This is a genomic window from Flavobacterium sp. Root186 (assembly GCF_001428525.1).
Classification (GTDB): domain Bacteria; phylum Bacteroidota; class Bacteroidia; order Flavobacteriales; family Flavobacteriaceae; genus Flavobacterium.
On record NZ_LMHW01000001.1, the window covers coordinates 597500 to 622024 of the forward strand.

11 protein-coding genes are annotated in these 24525 nt (G+C 34.3%); all 11 read right to left on the reverse strand.

Going from position 1 to position 24525, the window contains the following annotated elements; translation table 11 throughout:
- Window positions 1-63 precede the first annotated feature (63 nt).
- The gene (locus tag ASD98_RS02210) at window positions 64-2802 is read right to left on the reverse strand and encodes a substrate-binding domain-containing protein (RefSeq protein WP_056199516.1); all 2739 of its coding nucleotides are present in this window, start codon (window positions 2800-2802) and stop codon (window positions 64-66) included.
- A gap of 232 nt (window positions 2803-3034) precedes the next feature.
- Entirely contained in the window at window positions 3035-5506 is a 2472-nt protein-coding gene (locus tag ASD98_RS02215) for a glycoside hydrolase N-terminal domain-containing protein (RefSeq protein ID WP_056199518.1), read from the reverse strand.
- A 47-nt stretch (window positions 5507-5553) separates the two neighbouring features.
- The gene (locus ASD98_RS02220) at window positions 5554-7530 is read right to left on the reverse strand and encodes an alpha-L-arabinofuranosidase C-terminal domain-containing protein (protein WP_056199521.1); all 1977 of its coding nucleotides are present in this window, start codon (window positions 7528-7530) and stop codon (window positions 5554-5556) included.
- A 20-nt stretch (window positions 7531-7550) separates the two neighbouring features.
- The gene (locus ASD98_RS02225; protein WP_056199523.1) at window positions 7551-8990 is read right to left on the reverse strand and encodes a glycoside hydrolase family 28 protein; all 1440 of its coding nucleotides are present in this window, start codon (window positions 8988-8990) and stop codon (window positions 7551-7553) included.
- A 241-nt stretch (window positions 8991-9231) separates the two neighbouring features.
- Window positions 9232-10761, reverse strand: coding sequence for a glycoside hydrolase family 28 protein (locus tag ASD98_RS02230; RefSeq protein ID WP_056199525.1), 1530 nt, complete (start codon window positions 10759-10761; stop codon window positions 9232-9234).
- A gap of 160 nt (window positions 10762-10921) precedes the next feature.
- Entirely contained in the window at window positions 10922-12559 is a 1638-nt protein-coding gene (locus ASD98_RS02235) for a sodium/sugar symporter (RefSeq protein WP_056199529.1), read from the reverse strand.
- A 57-nt stretch (window positions 12560-12616) separates the two neighbouring features.
- Window positions 12617-13759, reverse strand: coding sequence for an acyltransferase family protein (locus ASD98_RS02240; protein WP_056199531.1), 1143 nt, complete (start codon window positions 13757-13759; stop codon window positions 12617-12619).
- Window positions 13760-13955: 196 nt separating this feature from the next.
- Complete coding sequence (locus tag ASD98_RS02245) at window positions 13956-17096, reverse strand: glycoside hydrolase family 2 TIM barrel-domain containing protein (RefSeq protein ID WP_056199535.1); 3141 nt, start codon at window positions 17094-17096, stop codon at window positions 13956-13958.
- Window positions 17097-17139: 43 nt separating this feature from the next.
- Window positions 17140-18018, reverse strand: coding sequence for an inositol oxygenase family protein (locus ASD98_RS02250; RefSeq protein WP_056199539.1), 879 nt, complete (start codon window positions 18016-18018; stop codon window positions 17140-17142).
- A 552-nt stretch (window positions 18019-18570) separates the two neighbouring features.
- The gene (locus tag ASD98_RS02255; RefSeq protein ID WP_056199541.1) at window positions 18571-22602 is read right to left on the reverse strand and encodes a hybrid sensor histidine kinase/response regulator transcription factor; all 4032 of its coding nucleotides are present in this window, start codon (window positions 22600-22602) and stop codon (window positions 18571-18573) included.
- 52 nt (window positions 22603-22654) lie between these two features.
- Complete coding sequence (locus ASD98_RS02260) at window positions 22655-24487, reverse strand: metallophosphoesterase (protein WP_056199543.1); 1833 nt, start codon at window positions 24485-24487, stop codon at window positions 22655-22657.
- Window positions 24488-24525: the final 38 nt, after the last annotated feature.

The following is a 24525-nucleotide window of genomic DNA, read 5'->3' on the forward strand; positions in this document are numbered from 1 at the left end:
GTTTCGATTTTGTTACATAAGGTTTAAAATTGATACCTGATTTGTATCAATTTTAAACCAATATCAATTGGATGATTTGTATTCCTTTGGTGAAATTCCAAATTTATTCTTAAAAGCTGTAGAAAAATAGTTTGGAGAAGAGAATCCAAGCGAGTATGCAATTTCAGAAATATTCATGTTATTGGACTTTAAAAGCTCTGCCGCTTTCTCTAATTTTACATTATTAATATGATCGCTGATATTAATTCCGATAATAGCTTTTACCTTTCGATACAACTGAACTCTGGAAACTCCCAGTTTATCTGATAAATCTTCAACAGAAAATTTGGGATTTTCAACATTTATCTTAATAATATCATTCATTTTGGTAATAAAGGACTGTTCCTGATTTCCAAATTTAGATTCTGGCTCAACACGATAAATATTATTGGTATAATAATAACGAAGTTTCTCTCTGTTGAAAAGCAAACCCGAAATGGATTGTTTTAAAATCGAAAGGCTAAACGGCTTCGTAAGATACTGATCAACGCCGCTTTGCAATCCTTTCAAGACAGATTCTTTGTTACTTTGCGCCGTTAATATAATGATTGGAATATGCGACGAACGTAAATCCTTCTTCAATTCTTTACTAATTTCATAGCCATCTTTGTCAACTAAATTGATGTCGCAAATGATGACATCCGGAACAATTTCCACTGCTTTTTGAATAGCATCGCTTCCGTCAGAAGTATGAACGACATATTCATTCGATAATTTAGCTTTTAAAAATGTTACCAAATCTATATTGTCTTCTATAATCAAAAGCGTGTGTTTTTCTGAGTCAGAAATCAGGTTTGCTTCATTTATATCAGATTCAATATCAAGATTATCTGTTATTAAATTTGGAATTGTATTTAGTTTTTCAGCTTTATTTATAATTTCAGATGGCTGCAAATGACTGTTTCCTTTTAATAAAGTAATGACAAATTCGCTTCCCTGTTTCGATTTTAACTCGATTGTTCCCTGATGCAAAAGCACAAATTCTTTAGATAAATGAAGTCCGATTCCTGAGCTGTTTTTATTATTGTTTGAAGCCCTAAAAAACGGATTAAAAACATTAGACAATTCATTTTCAGGTATCCCGATTCCTGAATCTTTAAAACTGATTTTAACTGTATTATCTTGATTTTCGACAATCAAAATAGTGACTTTTCCATTATCAGGTGTAAATTTAAAGGCGTTAGAAAGTAAATTGAAATACACTTTATCCATCAAACCTTTATCGATAAATAACTCCAGATTTTTGTTTTTGCAAGTAAGCTGAAAATCAATATTTCTGCGGGCAGCTTCGCCTTTAAAATTGGTCATTACTTCGTTTGTAAAATCATAAATCTTTGTATTTGAAGCTCTCAGTGTAAATTTCTGTTCTTCAATTTTTCTAAAATCCAACAACTGATTTATTAAACGCAACAATCTATTCGAATTTTTATGAATCAGTTTTACCTCATCAATAAGTGCAGTTCCTTTAATTTTTTCATTTTCAATTAACGACTCTACATAACTCATAATCAAAGTTATGGGCGTTTTAAATTCGTGCGAAAGTCCTGTAAAGAAATTTAATTTGGCTTCATTGCTTCTTTCAGCAATCTTTGCCATTTCCTGAATTTCATTATTCTGATCAATTACAGTTTGATTAATTCTTTCGAGCTGTTTTTTCTTTCTTGAAATAGAAATTGTCGAATAGATACTATAAATGGTCAAACTCAAAATAATAACTAAGAAAAAACTAAGCAGACGAACCAAATTGTTCTGCGAAGCATATTCTCTTTCCTGTACTTTTATCGCTCCTTGTTGTGTCTCAATAACCAATTGTTGCTGATCGACTTTATCCATTTGGTTTTCGATAATTTCAGCGTTATTTTGATCAATCACAATTGTATTGAGAATATTATTTTTAGAAATTGGTTCTTTATTATACATTTTCAGAGCCAGTTTCAATGCTTCGTTTCCTCCTGTTGGATATAAAATAGTTCCATCTAAAACATCACCTTTTACCAATTCTATCCCGCCATTAACAGTATTAAGTCCATCAACGCCTATAAATTTAATTTTCTTTTCCAGTCCAACTGTTTTGGCAGTTTCCCAAGCACTTAAAGCCATACGATCGTTATGGGCAAAAATGTATTCAATGTCTGGATTTTGCAAAAGAATTGCTTTTAAAGGAGCTTTAACCGACTCTCCCTCCCAATTGCCATGAATGGTGTTTTCGACTTTGAAACGCTTGTTTTCATTTATGATCTGATCAAACCCCAGACTACGTTCATATGCTGGCGATGAACCATTTGCTCCGGTAATTTCGATGATTTTACCAGAACCTTTGCTGTGTGAGATAATATATCGAGCGGCAATTCTGCCAATTTCTATGTTATCAGCTCCTAGATAAGCCGTATAATTTTCGCCATCAATTTTTCTATCAACTACAAGAACCGGGATTCCTGCTTTTATCGATTTCTCTACAACTGCCGTTAAAGGTTTAGATTGAATTGGAGATACAATAATAACATCTACTTTATTAGAAATAAATCTTTCGATATCTTCGATTTGCTTCTCGATATTATTATTGGCATCACTAATTTTTAAATCGACTTCTGGTCGTAATGAAGCTTCAATTTTTATGGAGCTGTTCATTTGTTTGCGCCAATCGTCAGTAGTCATGGCCTGAGAAAATCCGACCTTGATTTTGTCTCCCTGTTTTTGTTTACAGGAATATAAACTTAAGGATGCCAAAAAAAGCATCAAAATATATTTTACAAATTGATACATGAAATTTTGAGTTACGTAATAAAAAATAAGCACTTAAAAATGCATTCTTTAATCAAACTTGTCAAATAATTAGGAAGGATTATTTTGTAATGACAAGCAAGAAGGGGTGTATAGTTTAAAAAGTAAAATTAAACTTTTATTTCATGCATACAAATGAGAAGTGAAATATCTGTTCTAAAAAAAAATGAAAATAGTCATTTTCATTTAAAACCTATTACATTATTTGTGTCAACTATTTTGATGATATCAATAGATATGACATTCCTTTTTTAGTTTCAAATACTGCAGAATAACCTATAGACGATTTCTCACTTTTGATATTAAGCTTTTCAATTACAAATGGTATTTCAGCTCTTACAGAACATGTACCACCATTATTAGACAGAATTGTTGCCTGAGTCATTTTACCATCATTCCACTTTATAGCTACAGTAAAATTACCTTTTGCCGTAATACCTTTTATTTCACCGTCTGTCCAGGCCTCGGGAAGAGCGGGCAGCAGGTGAATTTCTTTGTTTTGACTTTGCATTAACATCTCAATAACGCCTGCAGTTCCGGCAAAATTTCCGTCTATCTGAAAAGGTGGATGAGCATCAAAAAGATTTGGATAACATCCTCCATGTCTACTGTACTCTGTATTATTTTCTTTTGTTAATCTTAATTGGTTTTTGAATAATCTATAAGCATGATTCCCATCTAAAAGTCTTGCCCACATATTTACTTTCCACGCCAGACTCCAGCCGGTACCATCATCGCCGCGAAGTTCTAATGTTTTCTTTGCAGCTTCAGCTAATGCCGGAGTTTTTAGAGGCGAAATTAAATTAGCAGGATGTAAAGCATATAAATGAGAAGTATGTCTGTGATGCGGATCTTCATCTTCAAAATCTTTATACCATTCCTGAAGCTGTCCTTTACTGCCAATTTGAAAAGGAAGTAATTTGTCTGCAGCCTGGCTTACCGTTTGTCTGAATTCTAAATCGGTATTGAGCACTTTAGAGGCTTCGATGGTATTTTCAAATACATCTTTTATGATTCCAATATCCATCGTCGAAGCAGTCGTGACAACACCTCCTTTTTTTCCATCATAAAAATATTTGTTTTCCGGTGATGTCGATGGCATGGTTACCAAATAACCATTTTTGTCTTTTTGAAGCCAGTCTAAACTAAATTCTGCCGCGCCTTTTATGATTGGATATACTTTTTTAAGATAGGCCACATCGCCTGTATATTGGTAATGTTCCCATAAATGTCTACTTAACCAATTGGCACCCATATACCAGTTTGCCCACATTGGATCTCCTTTTCCAAAATCACCCACAGGATTTGTTGTTGCCCATATGTCTGAATTATGATGCAAGACCCATCCGTTGGCATGATAATAACTTTTGGCAGTTTCAGCTCCTGTTATAGAAACGTTTTTTATGAATTCGTCAAGCGGAAAAAACAATTCAGACAAACTTCCTGATTCTACAGGCCAGTAATTCATCTGTAAATTAATATTTGTTGTATAATTACTGCTCCAGGGCGCGCGGAGTTTATTGTTCCAAATACCTTGTAAATTGGCTGGCGTATTGTGAGTACGGGAAGAGGAAATTAATAAATAACGCCCATATTGAAAAAATAAAGCTTCAAGTCCGGCATCTTTTTCTCCTTTTGCATATTGTTCTAATCTTGTATCTGTTGGCAGATTAGATTTATTGGTTTCTTTTTGATTAAGTTGTAATGAAACTCTGTTAAAGAAATGCTGAAAATCTGCAACATGTTCTTTTAATAAACTTTCGTATTTTTTACCAACAGCTTTTTTAATTGGGCTTTCTGCCAATTTATGTTCGTCTTTTCCCTGACTGTCCGGGCATTTGTCAAATCCGTTAAAACTGGTTGCTGCAGAAACGAAAAGTACTATTTCAGATGCATTTTTGATAACCAGCTTATTTCCATCAGAACTTAATTCTCCGTCTTTTATAACTGGCTTAATAATTAATTCAAAACGCATTCCTCTACAGCCTGTTACATCATCGTAAATGACAGGTTCTTTATTGTAATCAATATAATTTGGGTCTGAATGCGATGGTGCTTTTCCTTTTAAAACCAATGACTTATTTTGTATTGATGTTTGATTTCTTAAAAGACTTGAAGCGTCAATTGTTACTGAAAGTTTTTTCAGCTGATCTGCCGAAAGTTTAATTACAATACATTGCGCCGGTGCCGAAGCAAAAATTTCTCTTTTATAATTTACGCCGTCAATTTTAAAATTGGTTACAGCTAAACCTGTTTCAATATCCAGACTTCGGTTATAAGAATCGGCTTTTTGTCCGGTAAAATTCTGATTTAAAATAAGATCTCCCAGCGGCATAAAACTTTCGCTGTAAGCACCCTGCATGTTTTTAGTCAAATTATATGCTTTTTCAAAATCTTCATTCGTAAGTGCTTCCCTAATCAGCTCCAGATTTTTAAAAGCATCCGGATTTACATTTTTCGCCACAGGTCCTCCGCTCCACAAAGTGGCTTCATTTAACTGAATTAATTCAGAATCTACTCTTCCAAAAACCATTGCACCGAGTGTACCGTTTCCTATAGGCAAAGCTTCTGTCCATTCAACCGCAGGCTGCTTATATTGCAATTTTAAATCCTGCTGCGCATAGGAAGAAAATCCTGTTATTATAAATAGCAGAAAAAAGCTTTTTTTTAGAGAATTGTACAACATGCATTTTTAATTTTAGGTTGAAATAATATTCTAAATTTATTAAATAATTAAATCATTTTGAGTTTTAAAACAGTCACCGAATAAGCAGGAAGATTTAATTGCTGACTCCCTTTTGTTATTTTGTAATCACTTTGTTTTGGCGTTATCTTTTTCGGATCTGCAAAAGTATTTTCATCTTGTGTATTTGAGCTTGCAAGTCTAGTAATCGTGCCTTTTGATCCTAATTTTGCTCCTTTTAAATCAATGCTGATATCTTGTGCTGTTGTAGCTGTATTTACCAATTTCACAATTATTTCTTTGCTATTCACATCTTTTACTGCAGAAGCATATAAACTATTTTGTCCCGTTAAAGCTTTTCCATCTTTGGTAATACTTAACAAATCTGTTCCTTTATTAGTTGAAAATAACTGCTGAACATAGTAATTGGCTGAACCGTAAGATTCAAGATTATTGAACCAAATCATATCAGGTGTCCACTGCCAGGCATCTTCGTGCGCCATTAAAGGTGCGTAAGAGGTTAAATGAACTACTTCTGCATTTCTCTCTAAACCAGTCATAAAAGCGGCTTCAGAAAAAGCACATTCCCAATTATTTCTGTTATTCGGATTTGCTCCTGAAACACTTTGCGCAGCATATTCTCCTGCAAATATTTTTGGACCTTTTCTGTCGTAGTTATCATAACGACCCGCGTTTTCTCTAAACCATTGTGGACTTTTATAATAATGCTCGTCTACCAATTCTGCATTTAGTTTTTTAAGCTCTTCCATCGCAAAATCAAAATGTTCTCCGTCTGGCGAAGGTCCGCTTCCTGAGACAATTATGATATTGGGATATTTTGCCTTAATTGCTTTTTCAAAAACTTTGTATCTGTCAATATAATCTGGTCCCCATTGCTCGTTTCCAACTCCAATATATTTTAGATTAAATGGTTTTGGATGTCCCATATCTGAACGGATTTTTCCCCAAGTCGCCGTAACGGTGCCATTGGCAAATTCGATTAAATCTAAAGCATCCTGTACATAAGGATCGAGTTCGTTTATTGGAGCCAATTCACCAGTATTGTATTGACAGGCCATTCCACAGCTTAAAATAGGCAATGGTTCTGCTCCAATATCTTCTGAAAGCTGGAAATATTCAAAAAAACCTAAACCAAAACTTTGAAAATAATCTGGAGTTTGTTTATGGCTGAATTCCACATTCCAACGATTCATCTTTGTTTCTCTATCGTCTACATTTCCAACCGATTTTTTCCATTGGTAACGATCAGACAATGTTCTTCCTTCTACAATACAACCTCCGGGAAAACGTAAAAATCCCGGTTTCATATCATATAAAAGCTGTACCAAATCTTTTCGAAGACCGTTTTTTCTGTTCTTCCATGTATCTTCCGGAAAAAGCGAAATCATATCTAAATCTATCGTTCCTGTTCCTTCAAAAGTTATTTTCAACTTTGCTTTTGCTTCCGTTTGAGTTGCTGTAATTGATGAAGTATAATTCGTCCATTGCTCTGATTTTGGAACAATGTTCGTTTCTCCAATTACTTTTTGATCTTTGTCAATAAGCTGAATGATAATCTTTTGGATTGCTAAATTGTGATTAGCCGCTTTTAATGAAAGGTTATATTTTGCATCCTTTTTGCCTCCCATTCCTCTGAAGCCTTCATTTATTAAAGCGTAACCTTTAGCACTATTAATTTCCACTCTGCAAAAAACAGTATTATTCGCTTCAATTTTAATTGGTGCTGCACTCCCCGATTCCTTATTCAAAGAAGATCTTTTGGTATTGGGCTGCTCCCATCCCATCAAAGGTTTATCAAATTCAAAAGATCTGTTCTTAATCAATTCGGCATATAATCCTCCATCAGCAGCAAAATTGATATCTTCAAAAAACAAACCGAACATGGTTGGCTGAATTTTGGTAATGGTTTTCGCATCAACTTCTAAAATTGTTTTTTGAGCATTTACGTAAAAACTGCTTAAAAGTATACCGCAAATGATAAATCTGGTAAGGATATTATTTTTCATAAGTTCTGGAATGGAAGAAATTATTTTTTTACTGCCTCTAATTTAGCAGGAAAAGCTGATTGTCCGTCTAAATTTGTTACAATTAAATCATCTACATTTTTACTTTCGACTGCGTATTTAAAATATTCCGGTTTGTTTTTTCCCCATTGTACCGTACAATTCTGCACTTTAATGCGTTCTGCCGAATCAAAATAGAATCCCGAAGTACTTCCTTTTACAAAACCTTCTACATTAGAAGGACGTCTGTCATACACTCCTCCAGGAAAAGAAGTTGTTTTATCAATAAAAACACTCACATTGTCAAAAACAATATTCTTGATTTTATCTTTAGATTCACCGCTTACAAACACACCATTTTCTCCTGTGCATTGAATATTAGAGAAATAAATATTCTTTATTTCTCCTACTTTTCCTTCTGTCGCTCCTTTTGGAAAACGCCAGTTGGCATCTTTATGATTTCCTTTTGCTCTGCTAAAAGCCGTTACATAAATGGGTTCTGCTTTTCCCCACCAAGTGTCTGTAGTCAATTTACCTTCAATAATGATATTAGAGAAAATAACATCGCTTACTGTTCCTTCATCTCTATTTTGAATTCCCAAAGCGCGATTGCTGTTTTTAATGATACAATTATTGAAAACCACTTGTCTAATCGCATCCATATTTTCTGAACCAATTTTAATAGCACAGCTGCTGCTCGTCATCGTGCAATTGGTAACCGTAATATTTTCGCAAGCTCCAAATTCTTCAAATTCTCTTCTGTTTTTTAAACAAATGCAATCATCACCACTTTCGATATAACAATCGCTGATTCTCACATTTTTAGAATGATCCAAATCGATACCGTCACTATTACGCACTTTTAAGCTGTTCAACAATGTAATGCCGCTGATTACAATATCATTACAGCCAACCAAATGAATGGTCCAATACGCTGAATTTCCTATATGAACATCTTTGATTCTGATGTTTTTTCCTCCAATAATCGTCAATACGTGTGGTCGCGGATCCAGAACATTAAAAGGTTTTAAAACATAAGAATCTTCTAATTCCTCACCCATAAAAGAAATTCCATTTCCGTCTATTTTTCCGCTTCCGCTAATGGTAAAATCCTCTACATTTTCTCCTCCAATCCAAATCGTTCCTTCTCCCGGATTAGTTCTAAAAGCACTTTTTGTGTATAATTTTTCATCCGGGCTTGCCAATAATTTCGCTCCGGCTTCGATATGAAGATCTACTTTGGATTTTACATCAATTGGTCCGGCTAAAAAGGTAAATGGTGCCGGAATTAAAACTCTTCCGCCCGTTTTCGTACAGGCATCAATTGCTTTTTGAATGGCCGCGGCATCATTGGTTTTTCCGTCTCCTTTGGCTCCGTATTTTTTTACATCATATACTTTTTGAGCCGAAACGGTTAACGAAAGACAAAAAATTAGGATCGCGATTATAGATTTCTTTTTCATTTCATTTTATTTATTAAAAACCTTGTTTAAGATAGTCTACGCAAAGTTTTTGATTTATTTTTTTAATCTCGCAAAGTCGCAGAGTCGCTAAGTTTTTTGTTTCACGCAGATATTGCAGATTTAGTTAGATTTTTTTGAAATATCATTAGAATCTGCTTAAATCTTTTTTTAATCTGCGTGAAACAAAATTTACAATCTGTGGCAAAAAAACTTTGCGTCTTTGCACCTTTGTGGCAAAATTTCAATGCGCAGGCAATTCAAATTTATTTTGTTCTGGTTCTATTTTTCTTTTTAAAGATTCACTGTCTAAATTGCTTGATGAAACATCTTTAAAAATAATCTGGTTAGTTTTGTCTGAAGGAATATCAATAGCTTTCATTGTCAGATTTTTTACATCATCAAAAACAAAAGCCGGACGAAAATCTTCTTTCTCTAAAATAAGTTTTATATTCTTCATTTCGATTCCGTTTACATGACGCACATAAAATCCCCAGGAAGGTAATTCTCCAAACATGCTAAATTCGGGATAACCGTTTATATTTTCTTTTACATCTTTTAATCTGCTTAAAGGATGATATGCCATTCCTTTTGAAGCTCTTCCCGGATATGTAATTTCAATATTTTCTAAAGTCACATTTTCTATCAAATGCCCCGGAATTCCCACAATAGAAGCCGGAAACGGATTATGAAAATAATCAACTTCTGGTCCGCGCAAATCATAATCAATATCTGGACGACCAAAAGGAACCTGTACTTTTACATTTTTAATAGATACATTTTTGATATAACCCGGCTTATCTCCATTTCTGTGACCTAAACGAATTAATATTGCATTTCCTGTATTTACGGCCGTAATATTTAAAACTTTAATATTCTCAATTTCAGCTCCATCTACAGATTCAATCGCGATTGCCGATCTAAAAGTATCATAAACCTCTATGTTTTCAACACTTACGTTTTTGAAACTGCCGTAAGAACCTGTACCAAATTTAACTGCATTGGCACTTGATCTAATCCTGCAGTTGGCAATGTAAATATTATTATTCTGCAATCCCGGCGACTCCGATTTTATACAAATGCCATCATCTGCAGCGTTTACATTGCAGTTTGTAATTCGAACATTTTCACATCCGTTAACATCGATTCCGTCATTGTTCCAATAAGCGGTACTATTGACTTTCATAGCATCAATTACAATATTTTTGCATTCGGTAAAACACTGCACCCAGCCTGGGCTGTTTTTTAATGTGATATTGATCATGGTTATAGAATCGCATTTCACAAACGAAATCAGCTTTCCTCTTCCATCTTCAGGGCGCATTCTTCTGTAATTGTATTTTGGATCAATTCGAATTCCTGTATGATGCAGACTATCGATTGCTAATGCCAGTTCTCTTCCTTGTCCGTCTATAATTCCCTTTCCGTTTACCGCAATGTTTTTGGATTCATTAGCTACAATCAAAGCTCTTATTCCTTCAAATTTAGGATAATCATCTGGATTGGTGCTTCCTAACAAAATTGCTCCTTCTTCAAAAAACAATTCCACTCCGCTTTTCAGGACTATGCTTCCTGATAGAAATTTTCCTTTAGAAAAAACAACTCTTCCGCCTTTATTTTTTTTGGCCGCATCAATCGCTTTTTGAATTGCTTTTGTATTTAAAGTTTTACCATCTCCGACAGCGCCATATTTTTTAATGTCAAATATCTTTTGCGCCGAAACGGTTAAGGAAATACAAAAAATTAGGATCGCGATTATAGATTTCTTTTTCATTTCTTTTTGTTTTTTATGCCACAAAGACACTAAGTCGCTAAGCTTTTTTCTCTACAGTTTCTTTCAATAAACTTTGCGCCTTCAATCCTTTGCAAGCAATTTTCAATTTATTCTTTTTAAATAAACTTTGAGCCTTTGTGTCTTTGTGGCAAAATAAAAATTACCAAAAAACGGTATATAAAGCCACTAATATTCCGCAGATAATAAATGAACCTACAATAAATTCTGAAGACACTTTAAACATCGAATTATCGACTTCTATTTTATGTAGTTCAGCTTCTTCTTCAGAAACTGGTTTTGCCAGACTGATACCCACCATGATAAACACAATTAAGAAGAAAACAATAGTCATTCGGTCTAAGAAAGGATAATCAGGAAAAGCGCCATCTGTCCACATTGGCAGGAATTTCAATATAGCGGCAAGCGGCACTGTTAACAATGCGCCTGCAAGTCCTGCTGATGGTGTTGTTTTTTTCCAGAACATTCCCAGTAAGAAAACCGCTAAAACACCAGGTGAAAAGAAACCCACATATTCTTGTATAAATTGATAGGCCTGATCTAATGATTTTAATGCCGGCGCTACGATTGCTGCGATAATCATACAAACCACCACACACCATCTTCCGGTACGTACCAGTTTTTTTTCTGATGCCTGTGAATTGAAATATTTTTTATAAATATCTAAAGAAAAAATAGTCGAAATACTATTGGCTTTTCCTGCCAAAGAAGCTACGATTGCTGCAGTCAAAGCGGCAAGAGCCACGCCTTTTAATCCTGCAGGAAGTAAATTCATTAAAGTTGGATACGCCTGATCAGGTTTTAAAACTCCTGTGGCATCTACCATTTCCTGTTGAAACATTCCGTTGGAATGCATGACGAACATCGCAATACCCGGTAAAACAGCAATTATTGGAACTAATAATTTTAGAAAAGCAGCAAATAGAATTCCTTTTCGGGCTGTTTTTAAATCGGCTCCTAAAGCTCGCTGTACAATATATTGATTGCATCCCCAATACGCCAGATTATTGATTAACATACCGCCAATCAAAACAGACATTCCCGGCAGTTCAGTATAATGCGGATTTGATTTTTCTAAGATCATATGTAAATGTCCCGGCGCTTCATCAGCAATGATAGACAGTCCTTTTAAAATATCTTTTCCAAAACCAAACTGATCTGAAAGTAAAGTCAATGCCAAATAAGTGGTTACTAATCCTCCAATAATTAATACTATAACCTGAAACATATCGGTATATCCTATTACTTTCATTCCGCCTAAAGTAACAATAACCGAAAATAAACTTAGCGCAATAACGCAAAACTGAAAGCTTACAGGAGCAATTGATGAAATAGCCAAAGCACCTAAATAAATGATAGACGTAAGATTTACAAACACATAGATTAAAAGCCAGATAATTGCCATAATTGTACTTACTGTTCCGCTGTATCTTTTGGCCAGAAACTGCGGCATGGTAAATATCTTGTTTTTAAGATAGATGGGTAAAATAAACATCGCCACGATAATTAATGTGGCAGCAGACATCCATTCGTAAGAAGCAATGGCCAATCCGATGGCGAAACCCGAACCACTCATACCGATAAAATGTTCTGCTGAAATATTAGAAGCGATCAGCGATGCTCCAATTGCCCACCAGGTAAGTGATCCTTCAGCCAAAAAATATTCATTGGAACTAGTCGCTACGGTTTTCTTGCTTCTGTAAATATACATTCCATAAGCCGTAACTATGACAAAGTAAATAAAGAAAACAATGTAATCTGCGGTTTGTAATACATTCATAATTGTGTGGTTATTGTGTGGTTAGATAGTAAAATGTATTTTAAAGCTTCATGTCTCTTAAATTTTCAGAAACCATTTTCTTTTATATAGAAAATAAAGTAAAATAAGCTGCACAGTGGTTACCGACAACGCTGCAAAAACTGGCTGCCAAATGAGCGGCAGAAAATGTATAAGTCCACCAAAAACATAATCTGCTGTATGTTTAAAATCGATTAAACCTTCGGCAGCGATGTAAATTAAAATAGAGTTTGAACCGATTAAGATTAAAGGGAATGCCCATTTATGAAATCCAAACAAATCAATTATCAAATAAAAAAAGACAAAAAACAAAATACTAAATCCGCCGACAAAACATACAAATGAACTCGTCCATAAATGTTTATTGATTGGAAAATTAATATCCCATATTAATCCTGCCAGAATCAGAACAACCCCTGTCAAGGCCATTAAAAGCAATTTTACTTTTATAGAAAAAGGGCATTTTGCTTTTAAGAACGTTCCTGTAAAAACTCCCAATAAAGCTGTAGCAATAGCAGGTATTGTAGAAAATATTCCTTCTGGATCATAAACGGTGCTGTGTAGTCTGCCAGGCAAAAGCAAACGGTCAATATATCCTTCTAATGATCCTTCTTTGGTTAAAACTCCTGCACCAAAATCGGGTACGGGAATCCATTTCATTGCGGCGTAATAGCCAATCAAAATACCGAAGAACCAGATTAATTGTTTTTTAAAATCAAAATTCAAAAAGATAATTCCGGCAAAAAACCAAGCCACTCCAATTCTTCCTAAAACACTTGCAAAACGGGTATGATCAAAACCATCGAATCGCAATAATCCATTTACCACAAAACCTAAAACCAGTAAAATACAGGTTCTCCTGAGCATTGATACGTATATTTTTCGCTTTTCATTACTTGGTAATTCTTGTGGCGTTTTTACACCGGCAAGCTGCATTTTCTTTTCAAAAGAATACGGCATTGAAACTCCTGCCACAAACAGAAAAACAGGAAAAATCATATCATAAAATGTAATCCCATCCCATTCCGCATGATGCAGTTGCGATGACATCCAGATAAAAACAGGAATTGGCGCTGCTTTTGCCAGAGCATGAATGATATGTTCTCCGCTCATAATCCAAAACATAACAAATCCGCGAAGCGCATCTAAAGAAATTAATCTTTCTTTTGTAGTGTTACTCATTTTTTAGTATTCAGTGGTCGGTTGATAGTTTTTTTAGTATTCATGCTTAGTATTCAGTGGTCAGATTTTTAGTGGTCAGTTTTAAGTATTCAGTGATCAGTTTTTTAGTGGTCAGTCTTAGTGGAAACCCCTACTAAAACTGATCACTGAACACTAATGCTAAAAAACTGAATACTAAAGAACTGACCACTGAATACTAAAAAACAGGTTTTATAACAAATCCGTAGCTGTATTCACTTTGGGTTAATACATATTGTTCGTGCGGAGGTAATCCCCAGCTGTTGTCTCCTCCTAAGCCGCGTTGGGTTAAATCAACACAAACAACAACTTCATTTCTTGGAGTGATATCGCTGGAATGAATATTTTTCTTAGAAATTCCTCCGTCAAAATCACTCGGGTAATTATTTAAAGTACTCATACCTAAAGGCTGCAGACCTTTTATCTCCAAGCCATTTCCATTATTGCCTGACAATTTAAACCAGCGTATATCGGTCTTATATCCATTTTCCTGTGGGCGTGTATAAGGCACATATTGGTCTGCAACTTTACTGTAATAAATTCCTTTGAATGAAGAAGTTTTTCTATCTGAATAATTTTCTAACGGTCCTCTTCCATAATAATCCAGATTTTCTAACGTGTTTTTTAGGGTGAAAATCATTCCGAAACGTGGCAGTTCCGGCATTGGATTATTGCCTTTTTTATAAGATGCTTCTATTTCTAAAGCACCATCATTTCCTAATGAATATTTGATGGTATAATCTGAAGCGACATCATTCAGTTTTAATTTGGCAACGATATATTGCTTTCCGTTTTCCTCCGATTGCTGAATGCTTTCTAAACTGGTATTTTTACCTGCAGTTCTCCAAACATTCGTTCTAATCTGCATTTTATTCCCAATATCATTATCAGTTGGTGCTCTCCAGAAATTTGGTTCTGGATATTGTTTAAAATATTCCTCTCCTTTTACACTATAGAAAGAAATTAATCCTGTTTTTTTGCTGATTTTGACTACAACATTTTCTGAGGTTAACACAAACTGTTCTTTTTCATCCTGAATTTTAGCAGCATTTACTTTTTCTGATTTTGTAAAATAGTTGGCGTCTTCGATAACAAACTGTTCTTTGGCAATTTCAAAATTTTGAGGAAGTAATTCAGAACTCACTTTCGTGTATGCAAAAACATTCAATAAATATTCTGTCCCTTCTTTTGATTGTAATTTTGGTAAATCAAGCTTAAATTGTTTTTTCGTTTTCGGATCTAAAGCAACATTAATTGTTCCTTCTTTAATTACTTTTCCATTTTCTAAAACTTCGTATCTAAAGTTGTATTTATTCAAATTTGTAAATCCAAAATCGTTTACAATTTCGATCACTCCGTTTTTGATATCTACAGCATTAAATAAAATATCCTGATAGACTTTTTTTACTTCAAATGCTCCCGGATGCGGAGTTCTGTCTGCAAAAACCAATCCGTTATGGCAGAAATTTTCATCATTTGTATAGTTCTGACTTCCCAAATCGCCGCCATAAGCCCAATATTTTCTACCAACTTCATCTGTTGCTTCAAATCCCTGATCTACCCAATCCCAGATAAAACCACCCTGCATATTTTTGCTTCCGCGAATGATATCCCAGTATTCCTGAAAATTACCACTGCTGTTTCCCATCGCATGCGAATACTCACACATGATGTACGGACGGCTGACTTCTTTGCGCGCCGCATATTCTTTCATGTATTCTATTGTTGGGTACATTGGGCAAACGATATCTGTGTTTTCGTTTTCTTTGGCCTGCTCAAACTGAACCAATCTTGTATTGTCTCTTTTTTTAATCCATTTATAGGCTTCATGAAATACAGGTCCATTGGCACTTTCATTACCTAATGACCAAAGAATTACCGATGGCATATTTTTATCTCTTTCAACAAGACTATAGATTCTATCCAGATGTGCTTCTCTCCATTCCGGAAGATAACCCGGATTGGTTTTTGGATTCATCCACATAACAGGCTGTCCTTCTACTCCCATTCCATGACTTTCGATATTGGCTTCATCCACCAAAAACAAACCGTATTTATTACATAGTTTTACCCATAAAATATTATTTGGATAATGACTGCAGCGTACTGAATTAATGTTTAGCTGCTTCATCATTTTGATGTCTTTCATCATCGTAGCTTCGTCCTGATAATGTCCCGTTTTCGGATTATGTTCGTGAATATTGACGCCATGAACCATTAATCGAACTCCGTTTACCAATAATTGTCCGCCTTTTAATTCTACTTTTCTGAATCCGATTTGAGTGGAAACGGTTTCTATAAGATCGCCTTTTGCATTTTTTAAAGTCAAAAGCAAAGTGTATAAATTTGGTGTTTCACTGCTCCATAACTTTGGATTGGATACATTCTGAGCAAAATTTAAAGTCTGAATTTTCGATGCTTCAAAATTGACATTCAATTCTTTTGTAAATACATTTTTTCCCGAAGCATCTACCAGTTTTGCAACCAACTTTTGATTGTTAACAGCAGTCGAAGTCAGGTTTTTCAAACTTACTTCTACATTTAAACTTCCGTTTTTGTATTTTGCATCTAAATCTGGTTTGGCAAAAAAATCTGAAATGCGAACATTATCAGTGCTATATAAATAAACATTTCTGTCGATTCCGGAAAGTCTCCAGAAATCCTGATCTTCCAGATACGAACCGTCACTCCACCTGTAAACTTCTATAGCAAGATCGTTTTTCCCAGGTTTTAAGTACTTCGAAATATCAAATTCTGCCGGACTTTTGGTATTTTCGGTATAGCCTACTTTTTCTCCATTTACCCAAATATACATCGCTGACGTTCCTGCTTCAAAATGAAGAAAAACATGTCGGTTTTTCCAATTTTCTGGCAGTACAAAATCTTTTTTATAAGACCCAACCGGGTTATCCCAATGATTGATAAACGGCGGATTTTTCTCAAAAGGATAGGTTATATTAGTATAAATTGGAATACCATAACCATTCAGTTCCCAATTCGACGGCACTTGAAGTTCTTTCCAATGCAGCGTACTGAAATCTGTTTTATAAAAATCCTTTGGGCGCTGATCTGGTGTTGGCGACCACGCAAATTTCCATTGACCGTTTAGAGAAAAATACCACGGAGAATTTTCATATTTATCGCTTATTGCAGAAGTTTCGTCTGCATAAGGAAGAAAAGCAGCACGGGCTGGTTCTCTGTTAATTTGAAATACTTGAGGATTTTCCCAATCGTTGCGATCTTGTTCCTGAGCCGAAACAAAATTTCCGCAAAGTACGAGCAGGCTTAATAAAAGTATTTTGGTTTTGATTTTATGCATTATTGTGGTTTTAGATAGCTTTCAAATGAATTTTTTGATATTTCTAGAACTTCAATTTTTCAGGCAAATATTTAGCAACTAATTCTTTATAATAAGGAAGTAATGCTTTTACATCTGGTTTCACCGGGGCTTTAGTGTATAAATCGTACGGATTGAACTTTCTTACCCAATCAAACATTTCTATGTCTTTTTCATTCATTAAATGGGCATAAGCATTCTCTTTATGCTGAGAGTAAAAAGAATGGTAACGAATCATATACAAAGCCGGATCAGGAAGATAATCTTTCATAATCTGATACAAATATTCGTCATGACCCCAGCTCATTTTTACATTTTCTAATCCACAATTTTCGGTATAAACCCCAAATTTGGAATTGAATTTTTCGTCTGTATAGTCTGGATTTTCTTTAAAAAATTCTGGATAAACAATTTTATCTGAATACGCACAGCCAACCGGAAATGTATCGCCTACAACGGCCCACTGCGGTTCTCCAAACAAACATAAAATTTTACCTAAATCATGAATAAAACCTGTCAGTACAAACCAATCTGGGTGGCCATCTGCTCTAATAGCTTCAGAAGTCTGTAATAAATGCTGTGTTTGATCTAAGTCAATATCTGGGTCGCTGTCGTCTACAAGTGTGTTTAAAAACTCAACAGCTTCCCAGATTGACATTTCTTTTTTATTGAATTGTAAAAATTCCTGCTCTTTGCTGCATACAAAATCGTAAGTCTGATACGTATGGTTTATTCTATAAAATTCCTTAACTGTTTCTACCCTTTCCGAATCGACATAATTCCTGAATTCTTCTTTTTGTTTTTCCGGCGCACTTTCAGATGGATCAGGATATCGCAGTAACAAATCATCTTCCCATTCATCTAAATTATTCAACGGATTGTCTGTGTCTATATGCTTTTTCATAATGCTAAAAAGTTTAAAAGTTATAAGACAAAAATAGAATTACATCTACTGTTCAAAATGGATTAATACATCAAAAACATGGATGATTCTTATTTGTGTAAGATTTTCACATGCTTTTTACTTAAAAAAACATCATTTCATGTTCTTGTTTGTCGTTTCACATTACGCTCCTGTGGTTGAAACCACAGGCTATGTTTTTAATATTGAGATGAAAAGATTGCGGAATCGAATTTCAAATATAGCCCGTGGTTTCAACCATGGGAAACGTATTGAGAGAAAATTACATTACGAATATACATTGCGTTCCCACGGTTGAAACCGCGGGCAATGTTTTTAATATTGAAATAAAAGATTGAGGAATTACAKTTCAAATATAGCYCGTGGTTTCAACCACGGGAACATCGTGAGGAAAATTAGATTATGGATAWACATTGCGTGCCCCTGGTTGAAACCACGGGCTATGTTTTAATATTGAAATGAAAAGATGACGGAATTACAGTTCAAATATAGCTCGTGGTTTCAACCACGGGGACATAGTAAGGTAAAAAACAATTAAATCAATTTACTAGGCGGAAAACCAAACTGTTTCTTAAAACATCTGCTGAAATATAAAGGATCATTGAAGCCCACTAAATTTGTTACTTCTGAAACATTATACTTTTTAGATTTGAGCAGTTCTGCTGACTTTTTTAAACGAATAGTTCTTATAAATTCGTTTGGCGCCAAATCAGTTAATTCTTTAATTTTTCTGTATAATTTAGAAGAACTCACGCCTAATTTATCACATAGAAATTCTGTAGAAAGATCTACTTCACTCAAATTATCATTGATCAGATTTGTTACTTTTACCATAAATTCTTCATCAATTGGAGAATGAGTCAACATGCTCACCTTGCCTTCAACTTCTCCTGAGAATTTTTGTTTAAGTTCTAATCTTGATTTGATCATGTTTTCGATAACCGTTTTTAGCAATAATGGCTCAAAAGGTTTCACTAAATAACCATCTGCTCCCATATCATAGCCTTTTACTTTATCCATGTTTTCGGAAAGTGCAGTAAGCATCACAATTGGAATATGGCTTATGAATTCATCATTTTTTAATTGTCGGCAAAATTCTAATCCGTCCATAACAGGCATCATAACATCGGTAACACATAAAATTGGTTTAATTTGTCGGCAGATTTTCAAACCTTCTTCTCCATTTTCTGCGTCATAAACTTTGTAATAATCAGATAAATAGTCCACCAGATATTTTCTAAGTTCGCTGTTATCTTCGATTACCAATATTTTCTCTTTAAGATCTGTATTTTGAATGATTTTCTTAGCCGCTTTTTCTGGAATAAGCATACTCAAACTGTCATTTTTAAGCGCATATTCAAATACTTCTTTATGCTCATAAGAAGCGCGGTCAATTGGAATTTCGACTTTAAATGTACTTCCTTTTCCCGGTGTACTTTCGACTGCAATAATTCCTTTATGAATTGCTACTAAAGATTTTACCAACGACAAACCAATACCCGATCCCGTATTATGGGCTTTACTGTTTGTTGCCTGATAAAATCGTTTGAAAATTTTATCCTGGCTTTTCAACGGAATACCAATTCCGTCATCGGTTACTTCAATCACTAAAATATCTTCAACCGTATCTTTCAGCCTGATGTACAAGTCTACATTTCCGTTTTTATTGGTAAATTTTAATGCATTCGACAAGAGATTGTACAGGATTTTATCATACTTATCATTATCCAGCCAGCCGTTTATTTCGTCATCTTCAGAAATAAAATTGAGCTTAATCTTTTTATCATAAGCCATTTCCTTAAAGGAGTCAAAAATATTTTTCGAATAAGCCAGAATATCGGTTTTAGTTACTTTTAGTTTTAACTCACCTGACTGTGCTTTTCTAAAATCTAATACCTGATTTACCAAATTCAGCAATCTGCTAGCATTTTGATAAATCAGATTGTATCTGCTTTTTTCATAATCGGTTGCGTTACTGCTTTCATCTAAAAGCTGTTTGGCCGGTCCTAAAATCAACGTTAAAGGTGTTCTTAATTCATGCGAAATATTGGTGAAGAAACGTAATTTCTCATTATTCAATTTAACGTCGTGTTCTCTGTTTACTTTTTCGGTAAGCAATTCTTGTTTTAAACGAATTCTGTTTTTAATTTCCTTTCTGATAAAATAAAAAACGCCAAATAAAAGTGCCAAAAACAGTAAAAAAGAAGTTGGCGTTAACCAAAAAGGCGGCAGGATTTTTATTTTATAAGAAACTATTTTACTCCAATATCCGTCGCTGTTGCTTGATCTTATTTTAAATACATAATTTCCGGGATAAAGATTCGTGTATTGAACTATTCTAGATGTACTATTAACTGTAATCCATTGTTTATCAAAACCTTCCAACATATATTGAAATTTATTCAGCTTTTCGTTTGCAAATGATGGAGCAGAAAACTGAATCGAAAAATTGCGGTTTTTATGACTCAATTCTATTTCTTTTCCATAATTCAAATCTTTTGAAAGCGGAATTTCTCCATTAATCTCCATTTCCGGAAAAACTTCCTCGTTCTGAATTTTAAATTCTGAAATAACAGGTAAAGGCGACCAATTATTTCTTTTCATTGCAGGCGGTGAAAAAGAGATAATACCATTTTTTCCACCCAGAAAAATATTTGAATTATTAAAATAAAAGAAACCGCTTGAACTAAAAACGTCCAATCTGTTACCGCTGTTTACGTGATAAATACTGATATCCTTCAAATTAGATTTAACGAAAGCAATATTATTGTTATTGATATTCAGCCACAAATTCCCTTGTGCATCTGACAAGATATCGGTAATCCATTTGCCTGAAAGTTCTTTAAGATTTTTTACGGGTTCAAATTCGTTCTTCTTCGGATTGAACAAACACAATCCGAAACGTGTTGATGCCCATATTTTACCTTTTGTATCCACCAAAACATCACTTACATTTTCATCATGAGGCACTCCTTTTTCTTTGATAAAAAGCGACGAATAGGTTTCTATTTTTCCAGAATTGATGTTGTATTTTACAACTCCGGTTTCGGTGGCAAACCAAACATTATTTTTGGCATCTCTTTCAATGGCATTAATCTGAAAGTCCGGTAAAAGTTTGCTGGAAGTTTGTACTTGCAGCGTTTTGGTATTTAAAATTACAGCCCCTTCTCCAAAAGAACCTACGATTATAGAATCATCTGTAATCTTTCTAAAAGCAAAAACGGGGGATTTTTCAAATCCTGCCTTTATTTCTCTGGAAGAATTTGTGATGTAGTTGTAAACTAATATGTTTCCGTCCCAAAGACCGCAATAAAAAATTTTTCCATCATCAGAATAAATGCTGGCAATGTCTTTTCCTGTATTGTGTAAAGGAATTGAGCCTTTTGTATTCGAAATAAAAAGTCCGTTATGGTAGGTTGCTACAATCACTTTTTCGTCATACGTTTTAGCAAATCCTCTAATACGAGGTGCCTGATTGCCTATAGAACGTGAAATGTCTTTGTTTAAAGTGAATTGATTTTCATAAGGATCATATTTGTCCAAACCGTCTTCTGTCCCAATCCATAAAACCCCGGAAGCATCAAAATAAAGTGATGAAATTAGATTATCTACAAGTGAAGTATCATCTGATAAAATAGAATAATACCATTTGTAATTTCCTTTTTGAATGTCTTCTAATTGATTACAAACCAGCAATCCGCCTAAAGTTCCAACCCAATATTTACCGTCTGGAGCGCGGGCAACTGATAAAAAATACGGGCCTAAAGCGCCTCTAATCTGTTTGTTTTCTATATATAAATTGACAAATTGGTCGGTGGTTTTGTCCAATTTGTATAATCCTTCTCGGGTTCCAACAAAAATATCAGATTTGGCATCTTCGTAAATAAAGTTGATATATGGATTTTTTATGTTGGAATATGGAACAGAAAGCATATAATTATTAATTCGCACAATTGCTCCCTTAGCATCCATTGTTATTTTTGCAAGACCTGATTTTTCGTAACTGCCAACCCAGACATTGCCTTTTTTATCTTCAAAAATTTCTTTTACATAATCGAAACCTTTAAGCTTAATTTTTTCGAATCGGTTTTCTTTCAAAAAAAATAGATACACTCCTTTCGTTTTAGTACCAACCCAGACTCTTTTGAATTTATCTACATAAACTGCTCTGACTTCATCATCGGGCAGACTGTTTGAGTCTTCTTTTTTATTAAAAAAAGTGGTAAAAACATGGGTATCCATTTGAAAAAGAGTCAGTCCTTTTCTGGTACCAATCCATAAGTGATTAGATTCTTCGTCCAGCTCTAAAGCTGTAATGTCATCATTGTACAATTTATTTTTCCCTGGCGTAGAACTCATGTAGTTTTTAAACTGATAGCCATCGAAACGGTTTAATCCTGAGAATGTGCCAAACCACATGAAACCTTTTTTATCCTGTACAATATGACGTACCGAATTATGAGACAATCCGTTATTGTCATTGTAATGCGCAAATTTTATATTCTGAGAGTACGAATGATAAAAAATAGCAAAAAATAAGAATAGTATAATGGATTTTTGTCTCATCGAAATAAATTATAAATGCAATTTAATCTTTTTGATTTAATTAATATGAAAATTATTTAACAGATAAATTATCAATTTTGTTGTTTTTAAGATCAATTATAAAATGATCGGAAGGCTCGCCATTCATGGTTTTAGAAAATATTTCTGCCCATAAAATCTGTTTCGGATTATTTGATTTTTTTAACTGCCTGCAAACCAATTCATACTCCTTTAATCTCTTTTTTCCAATTTCGGAAACTGCCAATTCATCGGCGCTTTTTAAGCGGTAAAAATCGAAGATCATATCAAAACCCGTCCATGATTCAAAATCAGAAACTACCACAGCATTCGATTTCAAATCTTTATCAATTTCTAATGCATTTTTATTTATTAGCAATAAATCTTTACCTGAAAGATTTACAATTGATTTTAAAAATTCAGCTGGAAAATCTTCTGGCAGGAATCTTAAACGAACTAATTCTTTTAAGTGCCAGTTTGTAAATGCTGCATAATCCTTTGCTTTTAAAATCTCTTTATTCCAAATATGATCGCTTTTATTATTCTGCAAATGAGCATATTCTTCTTCATAAAAAGGAAACAAACTATTGAATTTAGGCACTTTACCAATTACAACCGTTTCAACTTCAAGTTCAGAATCAGAATGAATCGTCAATATTTTATACGCCGGCATATACGCTGCGAGCGAAGGCGTTTGAATATTAAACAATGTATTTCCTTTTGTTGATGTTCTTACTCCAGTATCGTTGATGTGCATGTGGCCTCCAAAATGAATCTGAATTCCAGCATCAGCAAATTGCTGCGCTACTTCTTCGTCTGGAACTCTCTGTAGCTGCATTTTATCGGCACCAAATAGCTGTTTTAATTCCGGCGAAGCATTGTCGTTAAATTCAACCATTGGGTAATGACTAAAAGCGATCAGTATTTTTCCTTTTTGTTTCGCTTCCGCGGAAACTTTTTTTACCCAGTTTAATAAGTGACTTTTATAAATCAGAACATTATTGTAACCCGTATTGGCTCCCGAAAAATCGTGTGGATTATCTGGCTGACCCGATAATTTCTCGTTCGGAACATAAGCATTGGCATCTATAGCCAAAAGCCAGATTCCTTTAATGGGTTCGACAACATAACTGGCATCTGGAAGATACAGATTCGTGTTTTTAATTAGATACGTTCTTTTTTCTAAAACAGATTCTTTTTGAGCTTCTTCAAAATTATAATGCTCATAAGAGTAGTTAGAAAAAGGCGTTTCCCAATACAAATCGGTCTTTTTTGGAAAAAAACCAAAATCTCGCATTTCCTGAATCGTTTCCTTATATCCCCAGTTTTTTATATCGGAAGTGATAATCGGTTCCAGTTCACTTTTGGTTTTATCGAAATTTTTTGAACTGCTGATGATCTGCTCTTTTCCGTATTTGCCTAAAAAATCGGTTTTAGCGGCATCTTGCGAAAATGGTCTTACAACATCGTGATTTCCAGTGGTAACAAAAAAAGAGATTCCGTGTTTTTGGGAATATTCATTGAGTATTTTTCTCAATCCGCGTACGTGAACAGGCTGTCCGTCGTCACTGAAATCACCCGGAAGTACGATTTGTTTTATTCCTCTTTTGACAATATCATTTAAAGCTTCTAAAAAGGCAAAATAATTTTCATTGAAAATTCTGGTAGAATGCAATTGAGCGTTCATCGTCCTGATATTGGCATATTCGCCCGTAACCGGATTTTTTATTCCCTGATAATTGTTATCTTCAAATTTTGCAAAAACATCTTGTAAATGAACATCGGCTATAAAAGCGATCTGAAGCTTTTTCTCATTGAAGTGTTGTTCTGTTTTACAGGAAATCAGAACTAAAAGAATCAATGAACAAAAGATATTTTTGAATGACATTGTTTATTGTTTTGATATTGAAACATATAACTGACAGG